We start from the raw sequence: 16,670 nt of genomic DNA, 5'->3' as shown, positions 1-16,670 counted from the left end.
TTGCGCCCCCGGGTCAGCCCTGGCCTGGGAGCTCGCTCTCTTCCGCGTCGATGATGGTCGGCGCTTCTGCAGTGGCCTCTGCGTCATCTCGCGGGGCAGTGGGGGCTGCGGCGGTCTCTCCCACCGGGCTGTCGCTTTCCGAGAAGGTTTCCGCGGTCTGATCCGCACCGCCCAGCGCGGCGGTGGCCGTTTCATTGACCCGCAGGTCGGCCTCCACGGTCTGTACACCCTCGGTTTCCCGTACCAGTTGCATGACGCGGTCCCGGTCGGCCTCTGAGCCTACCGCGCCGCGCAGGTTCACGGTGCCGGCCTCCGCGTCCACTTCGATCAGCACGGCCTGGAGTTGATCGTCCTCGGTGAGCTTGCGGCTGATCCGCTCCATCAATGCCTCGTCGGAGTCGGGGGCGGTGGCCGAGGCCTGATCCTCGGCGGTGATGCCTTCTTCCGTATCGTGTTCCAAGCCAGGCGCGGCGGCGCGCTGTTCGCCGTTCTCGGTGGTTTCATCGGCGGCGCCGGCCTGCTGCTCGTCCTGCTGGAGCGATTCATCCGCCAGTTGCGCCTGCTCGCTCCCGGCGATGGCGTCGGTGGAATACTCCTTCATGATCTCGGATTGTTCACGCTTCGCCTGATCCTCGGCCAGCACGCCGATCGGCGCGATGATCAGGGCGAAGGCCAATACACAATGGCCTGGATGCTGGAATTTCATGGGCATTCTCCTCCGGCTGCTGTGATCGCTACCCATGTTGTCAGCTAAGGGCTGGCGGAGAGTGTTACAAGATCGAAACATCCCGCCATGCACTGCGCGGGGAGCGCTCTTGGCTGGGAATGGCTTTGAAAACGCCCTGAAAGGCGGGAAATCGCGGCCAAGGTCAGCTCTCACAGGGAGGTCAATGGAAGTCCCGGGAGCGGTGATCCAGCTGCCCCAGCAGGTGGCTCAGATCCTCCAGCCGGCCGGCGATGAGGTGGCAGACCGGGCCGCGGCGCTCCCAGATGCCCACCACTGCCAGCAGACGCGCACTTAGCAGGGCGGCGCGGTGACGTTCGGCCACCGGCGGCTTGACTACCACGTTCACCTGGCCGCTTTCATCTTCCAGGGTAAGGAAGGTGATGCCCCCGGCCGAACCCGGGCGTTGGCGCATGGCCACCAGACCGGCGGCGCGCACCAGTCGCCGATGACTTTCATGGCGCAATTCCCGCGCGCGGCGCAGGCGGCGCTCGCGCAACTGGGGGCGCAGTAGGGCGAGGGGGTGACGGCGCAGAGAAAAACCGGTGGCGGCGTAATCGGCGAGAATGGCTTCGCTCTCTTCCGGGGCCGCGAGTCGGGGCGGGTCTTCCCGCACTTGCAGGCCCTGCGCGTCCAGGGGCAGGGGGCGCTCCAGCCCCAGCACGGCCCAGCCTGCGGCGCGCCGGTTCGCGGTGTGGCCGCGCAGGGCCTCGGCCCGGGCCAGGGCCTGCAGGGCGCGGCGATCGAGCCGTGCACGGCGCAGCAGGCTCTCCAGTGGCTGATCCGGCCTCTGATCACGGGCGCGCAGCAGGCGTTCGGCGGCCTCCCGGCCCAGGCCGCGCACCAGGCAAAGCCCCAGCCGCACCGCCGGCTCACCCCGCTCATCGGGTTCCAGGGTGCACTCCCACTGGCTGTGGCGCAGATCCACCGGGCGGATCACCACGCCGTGCTCGCGGGCATCGCGGATGAGCTGCCCGGGGCTGTAGAAGCCCATGGGCTGGCTGTTGAGCAGTGCGCAGCAGAAGATGGCCGGCTCATGGCATTTGAACCAGGCCGAGCAGTACACCAGCAGGGCGAAGCTGGCGGCGTGGGATTCGGGAAAGCCGTATTCGCCAAAACCGAGGATCTGCTGGTAGAGCTGGCGGGCGAATTGCTCCCGATAGCCCCGCTCGCGCATGCCTTCGATCAACCGCTGCTCGAAGGGCTCCAGCCCGCCGCGCCGGCGCCAGGCGGCCATGGCCCGGCGCAGCCGGTCCGCCTCGCCGGCGGAGAAACCGGCGGCGACGATGGCCAGCTGCATGACCTGTTCCTGAAAGATGGGCACCCCCAGGGTGCGCTCCAGGGTGCCGCGCACTGCCTCGGAGGGGTAGCTGACCGGCTCCAGCCCCTCCCGGCGGCGCAGGTAGGGGTGCACCATATCGCCCTGGATGGGGCCGGGGCGCACCAGGGCGATTTCTATCACCAGATCGTAAAAGCAGGCCGGGCGCAGCCGGGGCAGCATGGCCATCTGGGCGCGGGATTCGATCTGGAACACGCCCACGGTGTCGGCCCGCTGGATCATGCGGTAGGTGGCCGGGTCCTCGGCGGGGATCTGCGCCAGGGTGAGCCTGCGCCCGCGCCAGCGGGCGAGCAGGTCCAGGGCCCGGCGCAGGGCGCTCAACATGCCCAGGGCCAGGCAATCCACCTTCAGCAGGCCCAGGGTTTCCAGGTCGTCCTTGTCCCACTGGATCACGCTGCGTCCGGCCATGGCGGCGTTCTCGGTGGGCACCAGTTCGGCCAGCGGTCCGCGGGAGATGACGAAGCCGCCCACGTGCTGGGAGAGATGCCGGGGAAAGCCCAGCAGGGCGCGGGCCAGGCCCAGCACCCGACGGATGACCGGGCTTTGCGGGTCGAATCCGGCCTCGGGCAGGCGTTCGGTGCTCAGCCGGCCCCGGGACCAGCCGACGTTGCGGGCCAGCACCGTCGCCTGCTCCGTATCCAGCCCCAGGGCCCGGGCGGCATCGCGCAGGGCGCTGCGGGGGCGGTAGCTGATCACCGTGGCGGCCAGTGCCGCTCGGTGACGGCCGTACTTGCGGTAGATGTACTGGATCACCTCCTCGCGGCGCTGGTGCTCGAAGTCCACGTCGATATCCGGCGGTTCGTCCCGCTCCCGGGAGATGAAGCGCTCGAAGAGCATGGCCATGCGCGCCGGGTCCACCTCGGTGATCCCCAGGCAGAAACACACGGCGGAATTGGCCGCCGAGCCACGGCCCTGGCAGAGGATGCCGCGGCCGCGGGCATAGTCCACCAGATCGGCCACGGTGAGGAAGTAGGGCTCGTAGCGCAGTTCGGCGATCAGAGCCAGTTCGTGCTCGATCAGCCCTCGCACCTTCTCCGGGACGCCGCCGGGGTAGCGGCGGCGGGCGCCGGCCTCGGTGAGCGCGCGCAGATGCCGGGTGGGGGTGGAGCCGGTGGGAACCAGTTCTTCCGGGTATTCGTAGCGCAGGCTGTCCAGGGAGAAATCGCAGCGGCTGGCCAGGCGCAGGGTCTCCTGCAAAAGCGCCGCTGGGTAGAGGCGCTGCAGGGTCTGCAGCGGGCGCAGATGGGCCTCGGCGTTGGCGGCAAGATCCAGGCCCATCTCGCTCAGCGTCTTGCCCGCGTGGATGGCGTCCAGGGCATCGAGCAGGGGGCGACGCGCGGGGTGGTGCATGCGCACGTCACCACAGGCGAGCAGGGGCAGGCGGTGGGCTTCGGCCAGCGCCCGGGCCTGGGCGAGCAGGGCGGGGTCCTCGGGGCCGTGCTGCAGGCTCAGGCCCAGCCAGCCGCGCTCGCGGAAGTGTTCGGCGAACCAGCGGATCTGTGCCGCCGGCGTGTCGGCGTGCACCCGGGCGATGGCGAGGCAGTCGGGCACGCCCTGCTGCAGATCTTCCGGGGCGAGGCGGTAGCGGCCCTTGGGGGCCTGGCTGCGCCCCAGACTGATCAGGGCGGCGAGTTGGGCGTAGGCTCGGCGGTGGGGGGCGATGAGGATCAGGGTAGGGAGGTCGGGCAGGCGCAGTTCGGTACCCACCAGCAGTTTCAGGCCGGAGTTCCGCGCGGCCTTGTGAGCGCGCACCAGGCCGGCGTAGGAGCATTCGTCGGTGAGGGCCAGTGCCTGGTAGCCCAGGGCGGCGGCCTGCTCCACCAGCTCTTCGGGGTGGGAGGCGGCGCGCAGGAAGCTGAAATTGGAGCGGCAGTGCAGTTCGGCGTACATGATCGTGACCATGAATACTGTTTATATGTACAGCATTGTAGCCGCGATGCAGCCGCAGGCGGAATCGATGATTCCCCAGCCACGCGCCTTGAAGTCTTGCCTGGTTCCTCAGGTGTTCTTCACAAGGGATTGACTGGCAAGGCTTTATCTCTCCTCGATGGCACACCTGTCACGGGGTGGAGAGGAGATTCCGGGTTCTCGCCGTCGGCGTCACCCGGGCCAGGCGAAAGTGAAGACGAGGCCCCGCGTCCGCGTAGCGGGATCGAGGAAGAGGCTCGCGCCGCGCTCAGGAAGACCGCACGGCGCTTCGCGCCCGGCTTTCACCGGCCGGCAGGCCTTCTTCCAGCCATTCCAGCAGGCCATTCCATTCCCCGGCCCGGGGCTGTCCGTCGAGTTCGTGCAGTCCCAGGCCCTGTGCGAAGACCTCGCCGTAGCGTGGGTCGTCGCTGATGCGCCCGACCAGGGGCGTCTCGTGGCTGTCCAGGAATTCGTTGAGCTTCGCGGGTACGCGGTCACCGCTCAGGCGGTTGGCGATCACGCCCAGGCGGGCGTGGGGGGAGATTCTCCGCAGGGTCTTCAGGAAGCCTTCCGCGGCATGGATGTCCACGGCGCCGGCCTGCATGGGGATGAGGATGCTGTGAGCATCCCGCAGATGTTCGCGCAACTGGGGCTCGTCCAGAGCGGCGGCGGTGTCCACCAGCAGGCGCTCGGTCTCGGGGGGCAGGCGCAGGGCCCAGGAGCGGGTGATGTTGAAGCCGCTCGCCTGGTAGGCCGCCACGCCGTGCACCGGGGGACGCTCGGCGGCGCGACGCCGGTGCCACCAGGCGCTGGAGCCCTGGGCGTCGTAGTCATACAGCGCCGTGCCGTAGCCCAGCGCGGCATAGCGGCTGGCCAGGTTGGTAGCGACAGTGGTCTTGCCGGAGCCCCCCTTGGGGTTCACAACGACGATGCGATGCATGGATCGGTCCCGGTACGCGTTTGACCGGCGATTGTGGGCGGATCAGCGGGCCCTTACAAGGGTGGCCGTCACGTAATCGCCAAGAAGACGCTGGGCAATTTCCCTGGGCCTCTGTGGTAGCCCGCTGGTCCTCGGCAAGGGGCCAGACGGTCGAGGGCTCCCTAGGAAAAAAAACCGTGCAGGTACCAGCGCCGTTCGGGGGCGCGCTCCTGGAACACCCACAACCGGGCGCCGGCGGGGTTGACCGCCTGGTAGTAGTCCCGGCGCTGGTCCTCGCCATCCCACCAGCCGCTTTCGATGCGCTCCGGGCCGCGCTCCAACCGCAGGGGGCCATGCCAGAGCGGTTGCTGGCCGCGCTGATGCAGGGCCAGTGGTTGCTCCAGCAGCCACAGAGGGCGCTGGGGCCGGCCCCGCCCCAGGCCCTGGCCCACGTCGGTGTGCCGCCAGGCCTTTTCCGGTCGGTGCTCGTCCACGGTGCTCAGCCCGCGCACCGCGGATGTGCCCAGGCGGACGCTGAGCCGCTCGGCCAGGGGCCGCCAGTCGGCGTCACCCTGTCGGGCATGCTGTTCGAGCAGGCTGGCGGTTTCCCCTTCCCAGGGGCGGATGTCGTCACAGCGCAGGCGGACGGCGCGCACCGGAGCCCGCAACCTGAGCCGTTCCAGCCGCTCCTGCCCCAGGGCGAGCAGGTGGGCGGGATCGCGCGCGGGGCGAAGCAGGCCTACCCCGAGCCGGGTGGCTTCGCCTTGCGGGTGCTCCAGGGCAAGCTCGTAGTGCTGCAACGCGGCGTCCCGGCCACGCAGCGCACCGCTCAGTTCGCGCAATAGCCGGCCCAGGGCGAAGACCAGCTGGCCGCAGTGCTCCACCTCGGTGGGCAGTTCCAGGCGGCTATGAAAGCGGGGCGGGCTTTGCCAGGTCTTGCGGGGCTCGGGGCGCAGGCCCTGGGCCTGGTCCAGTCGCTCGCCGAGCGCGGCCCCGAGCCGACGGCGCAGGCCGCCCCGGGGCAGGGCAAGACAATCCCCCAGATCACGCAGACCCAAATCCCGCATCGCCTGCAGGCAGCGCCCATCCGGCGCCAGTACCTCGCAGGGGACGCGGCGCAGGGCCGCCTGGAAGTCGGCTTCCCCGGTATACAACCCCTCCAGGCCGGCCCGGGCCAGCAGCCAGGCGCCCCGTGGTGTGGGGGCCAGGGCGAGCCGCCCTTGGTAGCCCAGTTCCCGCAGCTCCCGGTGAACGCGCTCTTGGAATCGTTGGGCACCGCCAAACAGGCGCAGGCTGCCCCCGGCTTCCAGCAGCAGGGTGTCGGGTGGCTCGGGGCTGACCCAGGAGCTGAACTGCAGGGCCCAGTCCGACAACCGTGCCAGGGCATCGGCCTCGGCCCGGCCATCGCGGACTTTCAACTGCAGCTCGGGGCTCAGGGCCAGGGCCGCGTTGCGGCCCAGGCCCGGGCGAACGGTGGGCTCGTTGGCAAGCAGAACCCGGCCCTGCTCAAGCACCGCCAGGGGGGTGTCCTGCGCCTGACCTCGGGTGTGCACCTCCAGAGGCAGGGCGGGCAGGTACAGGGCCAGCCAGAGCACCGGGCGCGCCCCCTTCAGTTGCCCGGCGGCAGGGTTTCTTCTTCGATGGGGCCGTCGAGGCTTTCCGCGGTGCCCACGCTGGCGGCCTCGGCGGACGCGCCGGGGGCGGATTCCATGGGGGTGAAGCGCACCAGCAGCCCCAGTCGCGGATGATCCAGATAATGCAGTTCGCCGCTGCGCATGCTCGCATGCTGGCGCATCACCTCGGCGGTGAGTTCGCCGCCCGGGCCGGGCTGGGCAAGACGGAGATCCGTGCGCAGGTGGATCAAGCGGCCCACGTGCACGCGCAGCAGGCCGTGAAAATTGGGCGCCTGGTGCAGATAGGCGGAACGGCGGATCTCCAGCATCGGTGCCGGATCTTGCTCCGCCACCGCCTGGCCGCTGGCCGGCTCGGCGGAGCCCCCACCCCGCGCTTCGCCGGCCAGGGGTTCGTTCATGACGGGCGGCATCCAGCCCGTGGGCAAGGCGACGGCCACGGCCCCGGCTTCCTCATAGGCCGGCTGTTCCCAGCCCAGATGGACCAGCGGTTCGTAGGGCCCGGATTCCGCGAGCCGCTGCCAGGCGCCCTGCAGGGTCAGGCGCTGGGGCGGCAGCAGGCGAAAGGGAGTGCCGGGCTCGGCGCCAGCATCGGCCAGGGCGGCAATACGTTCGAAATAGGGCGGCGGCGGGTCGGCGGGCGTTAGCTCCGCATCTTCGGCGCCGCCGGCCTGCCACTGGCGGAAGATCAGCACCTCCACCTCGTACCACTGGGTATCCTCCTGGGCCCAGGCCATGCCGGGCGGGGCGGTGATCAGCACGGTCAGCAGGCACAGACGAGAGAGTAGCTTGTTCATGAGGTGGCTCTTGCTTGGGCCGTCGGGCCGAGGCGCCCCAGCAGCGCGGCGACGGCCCCGATCCGGTCTTCGGGCTCCGCCAGTGTCTGGCTGAAGCGGAGTTTTTCCTGGCCTTCCAGTTTATACACCTGGGGCTGACTTTGTATCAGGCCGACGATGACGCCCGGATCCACCTGGGGTTGCTCTCCGAAGTGCAGCGCCCCGCCCCTGGGGCCGGCCTCCACCTTGCGCAGCCCCAGGGCCTGGGCCTGGAGCTTCAGCTCGGTGATGCGCAGCAGATTCTTGCCGGGCGGCGGCAGCAGCCCGAAGCGGTCGATCATCTCCACCTGCAATTCCCGCAGGGCCTCCCGGTCCGGCGCGTTGCTCAGGCGCTTGTACATCACCAGGCGGGCGTGCACATCGGGCAGGTAGTCCTCGGGGAGCAGGGCGGGGATGCCCAGATCCACTTCGGTGCCCTGGTGCAGGGGCCGGGCCAGCTCCGGCTCACGCCCGGCCTTCAGATCCTTCACCGCCCGTTCCAGCAGCTCGTTGTAGAGGCTGAAGCCCACCTCGTGAATCTGGCCGCTCTGGCCCTCGCCCAGCAGTTCACCAGCGCCGCGAATCTCCAGATCGTGGCTGGCCAGGGTGAAGCCCACCCCCAGATCCTCGGTGACGGTGATGGCCTCCAGTCGCTTGACCGCGTCGGGGGTCATCTGGCGCGCGGGCGGGGCGATCAGATAACAGTAGGCCCGGTGGTGGGAGCGACCCACCCGGCCGCGCAGCTGATGCAGCTGGGCCAGCCCCAGCCGGTCGGCGCGGTTGATGATCATGGTGTTGGCACTGGGCACGTCGATGCCGGATTCGACGATGGTGGTGCAGACCAGGATGTTGAAGCGCTGGTGGTAGAAATCCAGCATCACCCGCTCCAGATCCCGCTCGGGCATCTGGCCGTGGGCGATCCGCACCCGGGCCTCGGGCACCAGTGCCTCCAGCTCCTGGGCCTTGCGCTGGATGCTGTCCACGTCGTTGTGCAGCACATAGACCTGGCCGCCGCGCTTGAGCTCGCGCTGGCAGGCTTCCTGCACCAGCGCGTCGTTCCATTGCGAAAGGAAGGTCTTTACCGCCAGGCGCCTGGCTGGCGGGGTGGCGATCACCGACAGCTCCCGCAGGCCCTGCAAGGACATGTTCAGGGTGCGGGGAATGGGCGTGGCGGTGAGGGTGAGCATGTCCACATCGGCGCGCAGGCTCTTCAGGCGCTCCTTTTGGCGCACGCCGAAGCGATGCTCCTCGTCGATGATGACCAGGCCCAGGCGGCTGAATTTCACCGTGTCCTGGAGCAGCTTGTGGGTGCCGATGAGGATGTCCACCTTGCCCTCGCGCACGTCCCGCAGCACGGTGCTCTGCTCCTTGCCGGTGGAGAAGCGGGAAATCACCTCGATGCGCAGGGGCCAGTCAGCGAAGCGGTCGCGGAAGTTCTGGTAGTGCTGGTTGGCGAGCAGGGTGGTGGGCACCAGAACCGCCACCTGTCGACCATCCTGGGCGGCGACGAAGGCGGCGCGCATGGCCACCTCGGTCTTGCCGAAGCCCACATCGCCGCAGACCACTCGGTCCATGGGCTGGGCGGCCTGCAGATCCTGGATCACCGCGTTGATGGCATTGGCCTGGTCGGCGGTTTCCTCGAAGGGGAAACTGTCGGCGAAGGCCTGGTAATCCTGCTCGTCCAAACGATAGCGGTGTCCGGGCTTGGCGGCGCGCCGGGCGTAGATGTCCAGCAGTTCGGCGGCGACATCCCGGGCCTTCTCGGCGGCCTTGCGCCGGGCCTTCTCCCAGTGGTCGGTACCCAGCTTGTGCAGCGGGGCGTTGTCGCCCTCGGCCCCGGTGTAGCGGGAGACCAGGTGCAGGGAGGCCACGGGCACGTAGACCTTGTCGCCCCGGGCGTACTCCAGGGTGAGGAATTCGGTGGCGACCCCGCCCAGCTCCAGGGTCTGCAGGCCCAGATAACGCCCCACACCGTGGGCCTCATGCACCACCGGGGCGCCTTCGCGCAGGTCGGTGAGATCGCGGATGATGGTGTCCGGGTCGCGCAGGCGCTGGGAGGCTCCCCGACGCCGGCGGCGCTGCTGGGCCCGCTCGCCGAACAGTGCGGCTTCGGGAATCAGCGCCAGGCCCTGATCGTCCAGTCGCAGACCGCTTTCCAGCGGACCCACACCGATGGCCAGGTTCGCGCTGCCTTCGACGAAGGCGCGCCAGTCCGCCACTTCCTCCGGGCGCAGGCCGCTGCCCTGCAGGCGCTCCAGCAGTGCCTCCCGGCGACCGGCGGTCTCGGCCAGCAGCAGCACGCGGCCCTGGAAGCCGTCGATGAACGCCTCCAGTCGCGCCGCGGGCCGGCTGGCCTTGGGTTCCAGGCGCAGATCCGGCAGGGCAGCGGCGGTAAAGGCCCGCCCCTTGTTGTCTTCCGCGGTGGTGAGTACCTGGCGATAGCGGTTCAGGGTCTCGCGCAGGGCATGGGGGCGCAGGAACAGCTCGTCCGGGGGCAGCAGCGGGCGTTCCGGGTCGTGGCGGCGCTGTTCGTAGCGCTCCTCGATCTGGTGCCAGATCTGCTCGGCGGCCCGGTCCACATCGGCCAGACGCACCGTGAGAGTGTCCTCGGGCAGATAGTCGAACAGGGTGGCGGTCTGCTCGAAGAACAGGGGCAGATAGTATTCGATGCCGTTGGGCATGTGCCCGGCGCTGACTTCCCGATAGATCAGGCTGCGCTTCGGGTCGCCCTCGAAGCGGGCCCGGAAGGCCTGGCGGAAGCGGGTGATACCCGCCTCGTCGGTGGGGTATTCCCGGGCCGGCAACAGGTTGATCTGCTCCACCTGTTCCAGGCTGCGCTGGTTTTCCGGGTCGAAGATGCGGATGGAGTCCACTTCCTCGTCGAACAGGTCGATCCGATAGGGCGCCCGGCTGCCCATGGGGTAGAGATCGAGAATGGAGCCGCGCACGGCGAATTCGCCGTGCTCCATGACCTCGGATACGCAGCTGTAACCGGCCTGCTCCAGGCGTGCGCGCATGGCCTCCAGCTCCAGGGTGTCGCCGCGCTTGACCAGCAGGCCCCGCCCCTCCAGCCAGCTCACCGGCGGCAGCCGCTGCATCAGAGTGGCGGCGGGCACGATCAGGATGCCGCGGCGAGTCCGGGGCAGGCGGTACAGGCTCGCCAGCCGCTCGGAGATGATGTCCTGGTGCGGGGAGAAGACGTCGTAGGGCAGGGTTTCCCAGTCCGGAATGCTGAAGGGCGCGTCCTCGGCGGGGCGGAAGAAGCGCAGGGCCCGCTCCAATTGCTGGGCACCGTGAGAGTCGCCGGTGACGATGAGCATCAGCCCTGGGTGCTCCGCCGCGGCCCGGGCCAGGGCAAGCGCCGTGGCGTCCTCGGGCAATTGGCGCCAGTGCAGTTTCTGACCGGCCTTGGCGGGGAGCGGGGGCTGAAAGACGCTGGCGGTTGAACTCATGCAATAGGGGTCGTGTGCAGTGAAGGGGGCACAGTCTAGCGCAGCGGGGGCGTAGGGTGCAGCGGTGTGGGGGATTAACCGCGGAGGCGCAGAGGACGCAGAGTGATGGGAGCGGACAAGTTCATGATGTCATCTCTCCCGGCCTTTCTCTGCGTCCTCTGTGGTTAATGGCGTTCAGTCCCGATAACGCCGCAACAAATCGCCATAGGCGTCTATCCGCCGGTCCCGCAGATACGGCCAGACCCGGCGCACGGCCTCGCTGCGGCCCCGGTCGATCTCCACCACCAGCGCCTCTTCCTGATCGGTGCTGGCCCGGGCGAGGAACTCCCCCTGGGGCCCGGCGACGAAGGAGCTTCCCCAGAACAGCGCGCCCGGGCCCTGGGGGTCCGGGTCCGGTTCATGGCCCACGCGGTTGACGGCGATCACCGGCAGCCCGTTGGCGATGGCATGGCCCCGCTGCACGGTGATCCAGGCTTCCCGCTGGCGATCCTGCTCGGCGGCCTCGTCTCGCGGGTCCCAGCCGATGGCGGTGGGGTAGATCAGCAATTCAGCGCCGGCCAGGGCCATGAGGCGGGCGGCCTCCGGGAACCACTGGTCCCAGCACACCAGCACGCCCAGGCGGCCCACGCTGGTGTCCACGGGCTCGAAGCCCAGGTCGCCGGGGGTGAAGTAATACTTTTCGTAATACCCCGGGTCATCGGGGATGTGCATCTTGCGGTAGCAGCCGGCAATCTCCCCGTCCCGCTCCAGCACCACGGCGGTGTTGTGATAGAGCCCCGGCGCCCGGCGCTCGAACAGGGAGCACACCAGCACAATACCCAGTTCTGCGGCCAGCGCGCCCAGGCTGTCGGTGGACGGGCCGGGAATGGTTTCGGCCAGATCGAACAGCTCGGTCTGTTCCTGTTGGCAGAAGTACACGCTGCGGTGCAACTCCTGCAGGACAACCAGTTCGGCGCCGGCCTCGGCGGCCTGGCGGATGCCCTGCATGCTGCGGGCGAGGTTGGCGTCCGTGTCCTGGTCGCAGCCATGCTGCACCAGGCCGACCTTGAGGGGATCTGCTCTGCTCACGGCGGCTCCGTTCAGGTCTCGATTCGGCTGCCCAGACGGGGCAGCTTGATGCCTTGCGGCAGTTGCATGCTCACGCAGTGCAGGCTGCCGTATTGCTCGATGATGGCACGGGCGGCCACCCCTATCACTTCCCGCTCCGGGTACAGGCCGTGGAGAATTTCCAGCGCCTGGGGGTCCTGGGGAACCCCATACTGGGGCACCAGCACCGCCTGGTTGATGATCAGGAAATTGGCATAGCTCAGCGGCAGGCGCTGGCCCTCGGCGTCGCGGGTCTCCTCGGGCCAGGGCAGGGGGGCCAGCCGATAGGCGCCGCCATCGGCGCGGCGCAGGGCGCGCAGTTCACGCTCCATGGCCTGGAGCGGGGCGTGGTGCGGGTCTTCCGGGCGATCGCAGCGCACGTAGGCGATGGTGTCCGGGTCGGTGAAGCGCGCGAGCATGTCGATGTGGCTGTCGGTATCGTCACCCGCCAGTTCGCCATGAGCCAGCCACAGTACCCGTTGGGTGCCAAGCTCATCGCGCAGCCGCTGCTCTATGGCCGCCTGGTCCAGGTCCGGATTACGGTTCGGGTTAAGCAGGCAGGCGCGGGTGGTGAGCAGGCTGCCCCGCCCGTCGCTGTCCACACTGCCGCCTTCGAGCACCCAGTCGTGGCTGTCCAGGGCCGCGTCGCCATAGATCCCCGCCCGGTGCAGCCGGGCGACCAGCGCATCGTCCCGCTCGCTGGCGTACTTGCCGCCCCAGCCGTTGAACCGGTAGCTTTGCAATCTCGTCCTCACGGCCTTGCCGTCGGTGGCGGTTTCGTACACGGTCAGGGGGCCGTGGTCCCGGCACCAGACGTCGTCCGACGGGCAGACGACGAGGCAATAGGCACTGCGACCCACGCCCGCGTCGCTGAGTTTGCGCTCCAGGGCATCGGCCATGGCGTTGTCGGCGCAGCTGATCAGCAGGTACTGAAAGCGGGCGATGGTCGCCGCCAGGCCGAGAAACTCGGCTTCCACGGCGGCGTAAAGCGCGCCCCAGTCACCCTCGGGATGTGGCCAGGTCAGTTGTATGGCGCTCTGGGGTTCCCATTCGGCGGGCAGGCGGCGGATGCGCCCGGTGGAGGTTTGCTTCATCGATTCAGCGACGCTTCACACTGTGGAGCACCCGCTGGTGCTCGAAGTAGACCACGGAGTCGGCGTACACCCAACGGGTGATGGGTGGTTCGCCCACCGGCGCGCGACGGCTCTCCGGCGCGCCGTAGTGGCGCTGTACCTCGCTCATCAGCATGCCACGGGGCGGGTCGATGTTCGCGGCACCCGAGCGCTGATCCATTTTCAGGGTGTCTGCCATCAACGGGCCGGCGGCCAGCAGCAGGGCGGCGAGGAGCAGGCGCGGCATGTTTTTCTTCATGAGTTTTTCTCCTGTCGGGTGCCTATCGGCCGGAACTATAGCACCGGGCTTTTCCCACCGGAACGGCGCGCGCCTCCATAACGGATAACGGTCATGGATTTTCCCGAAACCCTGCGCGAAGCGCGCCTGATCCGGCGCTATAAACGTTTCCTGGCCGATGTGCGTGGCGAGGACGGTGAGCTATTCACGGCCCATTGTCCCAATACCGGCAGCATGCTCGGCTGCACGGAGCCCGGCAGCCGAGTGTGGCTGAGCCGCTCCGATAACCCCAAACGCAAGTACGCCCATACCTGGGAATTGGTGGAACTGGCGGATGGCACGCGGGTGGGTCTGCACACCGGGCGCTCCAACGCGCTGGTGGAGGAGGCCTGGCGCGAGGGGCTGCTGCCGGAGCTTGCGGGTTACCGGGAACTGCGCCGGGAGGTGAGCGTGCCGGGTATGCCCATGCGCGCTGACATGCGGCTGCGTGGCAACGGTCTGAGCGATTGCTGGCTGGAGGTTAAGAATGTCACTGCCGCCGTGGAGGCCGGGGTGGCGATTTTTCCCGATGCGGTGAGTGAACGTGGCACCCGCCACCTGGGGGTGCTCTCCAGGCTGGTCGGGCGGGGCGAGCGGGCCGTGCTGGTGTTCTGCGTGCAGCGCGATGACGTGGGCGAGGTGCGTCCGGCGGACGCCATCGACCCGGCTTATGGCCGGGCTCTGCGTGGGGCGATCGCCGCCGGGGTGGAGGTGTACGCCCTGGGCGCGCAGGTTGGCCCGCGGGCCATCAGCCTGAATCGTCGCCTGCCGGTGGTGTGTCCGCCACTCTGATTCATGCTTTAATGCCGCACCATGTTCAAGCCCATAGAACTCTACATCGGCCTGCGCTACACCCGTGCCAAGCGCCGCAATCATTTCGTCTCCTTCATCAGCCTGAGCTCCATGCTGGGCATAGCCCTGGGGGTCACGGCGCTGATCACGGTGCTTTCCGTGATGAACGGTTTCGAGCAGGAGCTGCGCACCCGGATACTCGGCATGGTTTCCCACGCCACCATCAGCGGCGCGGGCGCCCCGCTGCGTGACTGGCCCGGGGTGGTGGAACAGGCCGAGGAGCATCCGCGGGTTTTGGGCGCGGCGCCCTATGTGGGGGCGGAGGTCATGGTGAGCCGCGGCGGCCAGGTGAGCGGGACCTTGCTGCGGGGCGTTGTCCCGGCCCTGGAGAACAGGGTTTCCGAAGTGGGGGCGAATATCCGCAGCGGTTCGCTGGAGGCACTTCGGGCCGGTGAGTACGGCATCGTTCTCGGTTCCGAACTCGCCGCCATTCTGGGCGTGCGCCTGGGCGATGCGCTCACCGTCATCACCCCGGAGGCCCAGGCGTCGGTGGCGGGCATTCTGCCGCGGGTCAAGCGCTTCACCCTGGTGGGCACCTTCGAAGTGGGGATGTACGAATACGACCGGGGCCTGGCGTTGATCCACCTGCGCGATGCGCAGACGCTCATGCGCCTGGGGGCGGGCGTGAGCGGGGTGCGTCTGAAATTCGATGACCTGATGCAGGCGCCTTGGCTGTCCCGGGAAGTAGAGCGGGAACTGCCTGGCGTGCACCGGGTGCGGGACTGGACCGTGCAGCACGCTAATTTCTTCCGCGCCGTGCGCACCGAGAAGACCGTGATGTTCGTGATCCTTACCCTGATCGTGGCGGTGGCCGCCTTCAATATCGTCTCCACCCTGGTGATGGTAGTCACCGACAAGCAGGCGGATATCGCCATCCTGCGCACCCTGGGCCTGAGTCCGCGCAGCGTGATGGGCGTGTTTGTGGTGCAGGGGGCGGTGATAGGCCTTATCGGCACCCTGTTGGGGGTGGCGGGGGGTGTTTCCCTCGCGCTAAACGTCGAAACCATCGTGCCGGCCATAGAACAGGCCTTCGGCATGCAGTTTCTGCCCTCCGATGTGTACTACATCTCCGATCTGCCCTCGGAGCTGCACTGGGGCGATGTGGGCCGGATCACGGGGGTGGCGCTGCTGTTGTCGTTGCTGGCGACCCTGTACCCCGCCTGGCGGGCGGCGCGCACGGCACCGGCGGAGGCACTGCGCTATGAGTGATCACAAGGCGGTAATAGCCTGTCGCGGCGTGGCCATGCAGTTTCGCGAAGGCCCACTGGATGTGGACGTGCTGGGCGGCGTGGATCTGAGCGTCGCGCCCGGCGAGCAGATCGCCATCGTCGGGCGCTCCGGTGCCGGCAAGAGCACCCTGCTGCATCTGCTGGGTGGTCTGGAGCAGGCCAGCCGCGGCGAGGTATGGGTGGATGGCGAGAATCTTCAGGACCTCTCCGAGGCCGCCCGCGGGCGCCTGCGCAACCGCGCATTGGGTTTCATCTACCAGTTCCATCACCTGCTGCCGGAATTCACCGCGCTGGAAAACGTCGCCATGCCGCTGTTGATCGGTGGCGCGGCGCCGGCCCGGGCCACGGAGGCCGCGGCAGCCCTGCTAAAGCGGGTAGGACTGGCCGAGCGTGTCCGGCACAAGCCCGGGGAGCTGTCCGGTGGCGAACGTCAGCGGGTCGCCATTGCCCGCGCGCTGGTGAACAAGCCACGCTGCGTGCTGGCCGACGAGCCCACGGGCAACCTGGACCGACAAACCGCCGAGCGGGTGTTCGAACTGCTGCAGGAGTTGAACCGCGCCTTCGCCACCAGCGTGATCATGGTGACCCATGACATGGAGCTGGCCCGGCGCATGGACCGGGTGCTGCACCTGGAAGACGGCGCCCTGAGCCGCTTGAAATAAGCCGACGCCCAGCATCGCACCGGCAGGGCTGGTGTCGCCCCTGTCACGCCCTCATTATGAGCCAGGATGCGCAGGCCCTGCCCGCTTGATGCAAGGGCGCGCGTTAGCGCCCGCCGCGCTGCCGTCTCTGATGCAGCAGGCGCATCACGTGCAGGCGCCATAGCAGGTGAGCTGCGCCATAGCCGGCCAGGCCGATGATGCTGCCCACCAGCAAGGAGCCCGTGAGCAGTGGCTGCCAGATGTGCGTGGCCTCGGTCCAGAGCCAGCCGAGACTCGGTTCGAAGGCGATGCGCTGCTCGTGTTCACCCAGCACCCGCACACCCACCCGGTAACACAGCCAGAAAAAGGGCGGGATGGTGAGCGGATTGGTGATCCACACCGCACTGACAGCGATCAGGATATTGGCCCGGAACAGGATTGCCGCCGCCGCCGCCAGCAACATCTGCGCGGGCAGGGGAATGAAGGCGACAAAAAGCCCCAGGCCCACGCCGCCGGCGACGGAGCGGCGATTCAGGTGCAGCAGGAACGGGTCGTCCAGCAGCCGACCGAAAAGGCGCACGCCGCGACGCTGGCGAAAACGCACCGGGTCGGGCAGATGACGCTTTAGAAACTTCTTCGGCATGGCGCCTCCCCTCTGGAGCGCGCAAGCCTACCAGCCGCATTC

Annotated in this window: 13 protein-coding genes; 3 read left to right on the top strand and 10 right to left on the bottom strand. The window is 68.6% G+C overall.

Features of this window, described 5'->3' with window-relative positions:
• Window positions 1-13: 13 nt before the first annotated feature.
• The 9 genes from GBG68_RS04095 to GBG68_RS04055 all read right to left on the bottom strand — a co-directional run bounded on the left by GBG68_RS04095 (window position 14) and on the right by GBG68_RS04055 (window position 13,245).
• Window positions 14-706 (bottom strand): BON domain-containing protein, encoded by a 693-nt coding sequence (locus tag GBG68_RS04095; RefSeq protein WP_193222210.1) that lies wholly within the window; start codon window positions 704-706, stop codon window positions 14-16.
• Between the two features lie 181 nt (window positions 707-887).
• The gene (locus tag GBG68_RS04090; protein WP_152145407.1) at window positions 888-3,965 is read right to left on the bottom strand and encodes an error-prone DNA polymerase; all 3,078 of its coding nucleotides are present in this window, start codon (window positions 3,963-3,965) and stop codon (window positions 888-890) included.
• A gap of 274 nt (window positions 3,966-4,239) precedes the next feature.
• Window positions 4,240-4,911 (bottom strand): ParA family protein, encoded by a 672-nt coding sequence (locus GBG68_RS04085; RefSeq protein ID WP_152145405.1) that lies wholly within the window; start codon window positions 4,909-4,911, stop codon window positions 4,240-4,242.
• A 161-nt stretch (window positions 4,912-5,072) separates the two neighbouring features.
• Entirely contained in the window at window positions 5,073-6,485 is a 1,413-nt protein-coding gene (locus GBG68_RS04080; protein WP_152145403.1) for a Y-family DNA polymerase, read from the bottom strand.
• Window positions 6,486-6,499: 14 nt separating this feature from the next.
• Window positions 6,500-7,318 (bottom strand): CsiV family protein, encoded by an 819-nt coding sequence (locus GBG68_RS04075; RefSeq protein WP_152145401.1) that lies wholly within the window; start codon window positions 7,316-7,318, stop codon window positions 6,500-6,502.
• Window positions 7,315-10,788, bottom strand: a complete 3,474-nt coding sequence (mfd, locus tag GBG68_RS04070; protein ID WP_152145398.1) for a transcription-repair coupling factor — start codon at window positions 10,786-10,788, stop codon at window positions 7,315-7,317. The genes GBG68_RS04075 and mfd overlap by 4 nt, the downstream gene beginning before the upstream one ends.
• Before the next feature lie 174 nt (window positions 10,789-10,962).
• Window positions 10,963-11,856 (bottom strand): carbon-nitrogen hydrolase, encoded by an 894-nt coding sequence (locus GBG68_RS04065; protein WP_152145396.1) that lies wholly within the window; start codon window positions 11,854-11,856, stop codon window positions 10,963-10,965.
• Between the two features lie 11 nt (window positions 11,857-11,867).
• Window positions 11,868-12,968, bottom strand: coding sequence for an agmatine/peptidylarginine deiminase (locus GBG68_RS04060; protein ID WP_152145394.1), 1,101 nt, complete (start codon window positions 12,966-12,968; stop codon window positions 11,868-11,870).
• A gap of 4 nt (window positions 12,969-12,972) precedes the next feature.
• Window positions 12,973-13,245, bottom strand: a complete 273-nt coding sequence (locus GBG68_RS04055) for a hypothetical protein (RefSeq protein ID WP_152145392.1) — start codon at window positions 13,243-13,245, stop codon at window positions 12,973-12,975.
• A gap of 93 nt (window positions 13,246-13,338) precedes the next feature.
• Here GBG68_RS04055 and sfsA point away from each other — a divergent pair, with 93 nt between their 5' ends.
• From sfsA to lolD, 3 genes are read left to right on the top strand one after another with little or no spacing between them, the layout of a single operon-like run.
• Window positions 13,339-14,055, top strand: a complete 717-nt coding sequence (gene sfsA, locus GBG68_RS04050; protein WP_152145390.1) for a DNA/RNA nuclease SfsA — start codon at window positions 13,339-13,341, stop codon at window positions 14,053-14,055.
• A gap of 21 nt (window positions 14,056-14,076) precedes the next feature.
• Complete coding sequence (locus GBG68_RS04045; RefSeq protein WP_152145388.1) at window positions 14,077-15,324, top strand: lipoprotein-releasing ABC transporter permease subunit; 1,248 nt, start codon at window positions 14,077-14,079, stop codon at window positions 15,322-15,324.
• The gene (gene lolD / locus GBG68_RS04040) at window positions 15,317-16,006 is read left to right on the top strand and encodes a lipoprotein-releasing ABC transporter ATP-binding protein LolD (RefSeq protein WP_152145387.1); all 690 of its coding nucleotides are present in this window, start codon (window positions 15,317-15,319) and stop codon (window positions 16,004-16,006) included. Before GBG68_RS04045 ends, lolD begins: the two co-directional genes overlap by 8 nt.
• Before the next feature lie 103 nt (window positions 16,007-16,109).
• On the opposite strand, the gene GBG68_RS04035 is transcribed toward lolD, so the two are convergent.
• Entirely contained in the window at window positions 16,110-16,628 is a 519-nt protein-coding gene (locus GBG68_RS04035) for a DUF2062 domain-containing protein (protein ID WP_152145385.1), read from the bottom strand.
• Between the last annotated feature and the right edge of the window lie 42 nt (window positions 16,629-16,670).

The sequence above is a fragment of the Alkalilimnicola sp. S0819 genome (assembly GCF_009295635.1).
In the GTDB taxonomy this organism is placed as follows: Bacteria; Pseudomonadota; Gammaproteobacteria; order Nitrococcales; family WHIW01; genus S0819.
Note: the sequence above shows the minus strand (reverse complement) of the source record. Positions and strands in the feature narration are given on the sequence as shown.

What these genes read in the sequence shown, in the direction of transcription:
- sfsA (WP_152145390.1), top strand. Translation starts at nt 13,339, where the DNA reads ATGGATTTTCCCGAAACCCTGCGCGAAGCGCGCCTGATCCGGCGCTAT.
- GBG68_RS04095 (WP_193222210.1), bottom strand. Translation starts at nt 706, where the DNA reads ATGAAATTCCAGCATCCAGGCCATTGTGTATTGGCCTTCGCCCTGATC.
- GBG68_RS04045 (WP_152145388.1), top strand. Translation starts at nt 14,077, where the DNA reads ATGTTCAAGCCCATAGAACTCTACATCGGCCTGCGCTACACCCGTGCC.
- GBG68_RS04035 (WP_152145385.1), bottom strand. Translation starts at nt 16,628, where the DNA reads ATGCCGAAGAAGTTTCTAAAGCGTCATCTGCCCGACCCGGTGCGTTTT.
- GBG68_RS04085 (WP_152145405.1), bottom strand. Translation starts at nt 4,911, where the DNA reads ATGCATCGCATCGTCGTTGTGAACCCCAAGGGGGGCTCCGGCAAGACC.
- GBG68_RS04055 (WP_152145392.1), bottom strand. Translation starts at nt 13,245, where the DNA reads ATGAAGAAAAACATGCCGCGCCTGCTCCTCGCCGCCCTGCTGCTGGCC.
- GBG68_RS04060 (WP_152145394.1), bottom strand. Translation starts at nt 12,968, where the DNA reads ATGAAGCAAACCTCCACCGGGCGCATCCGCCGCCTGCCCGCCGAATGG.
- GBG68_RS04075 (WP_152145401.1), bottom strand. Translation starts at nt 7,318, where the DNA reads ATGAACAAGCTACTCTCTCGTCTGTGCCTGCTGACCGTGCTGATCACC.
- lolD (WP_152145387.1), top strand. Translation starts at nt 15,317, where the DNA reads ATGAGTGATCACAAGGCGGTAATAGCCTGTCGCGGCGTGGCCATGCAG.
- mfd (WP_152145398.1), bottom strand. Translation starts at nt 10,788, where the DNA reads ATGAGTTCAACCGCCAGCGTCTTTCAGCCCCCGCTCCCCGCCAAGGCC.
- GBG68_RS04090 (WP_152145407.1), bottom strand. Translation starts at nt 3,965, where the DNA reads ATGGTCACGATCATGTACGCCGAACTGCACTGCCGCTCCAATTTCAGC.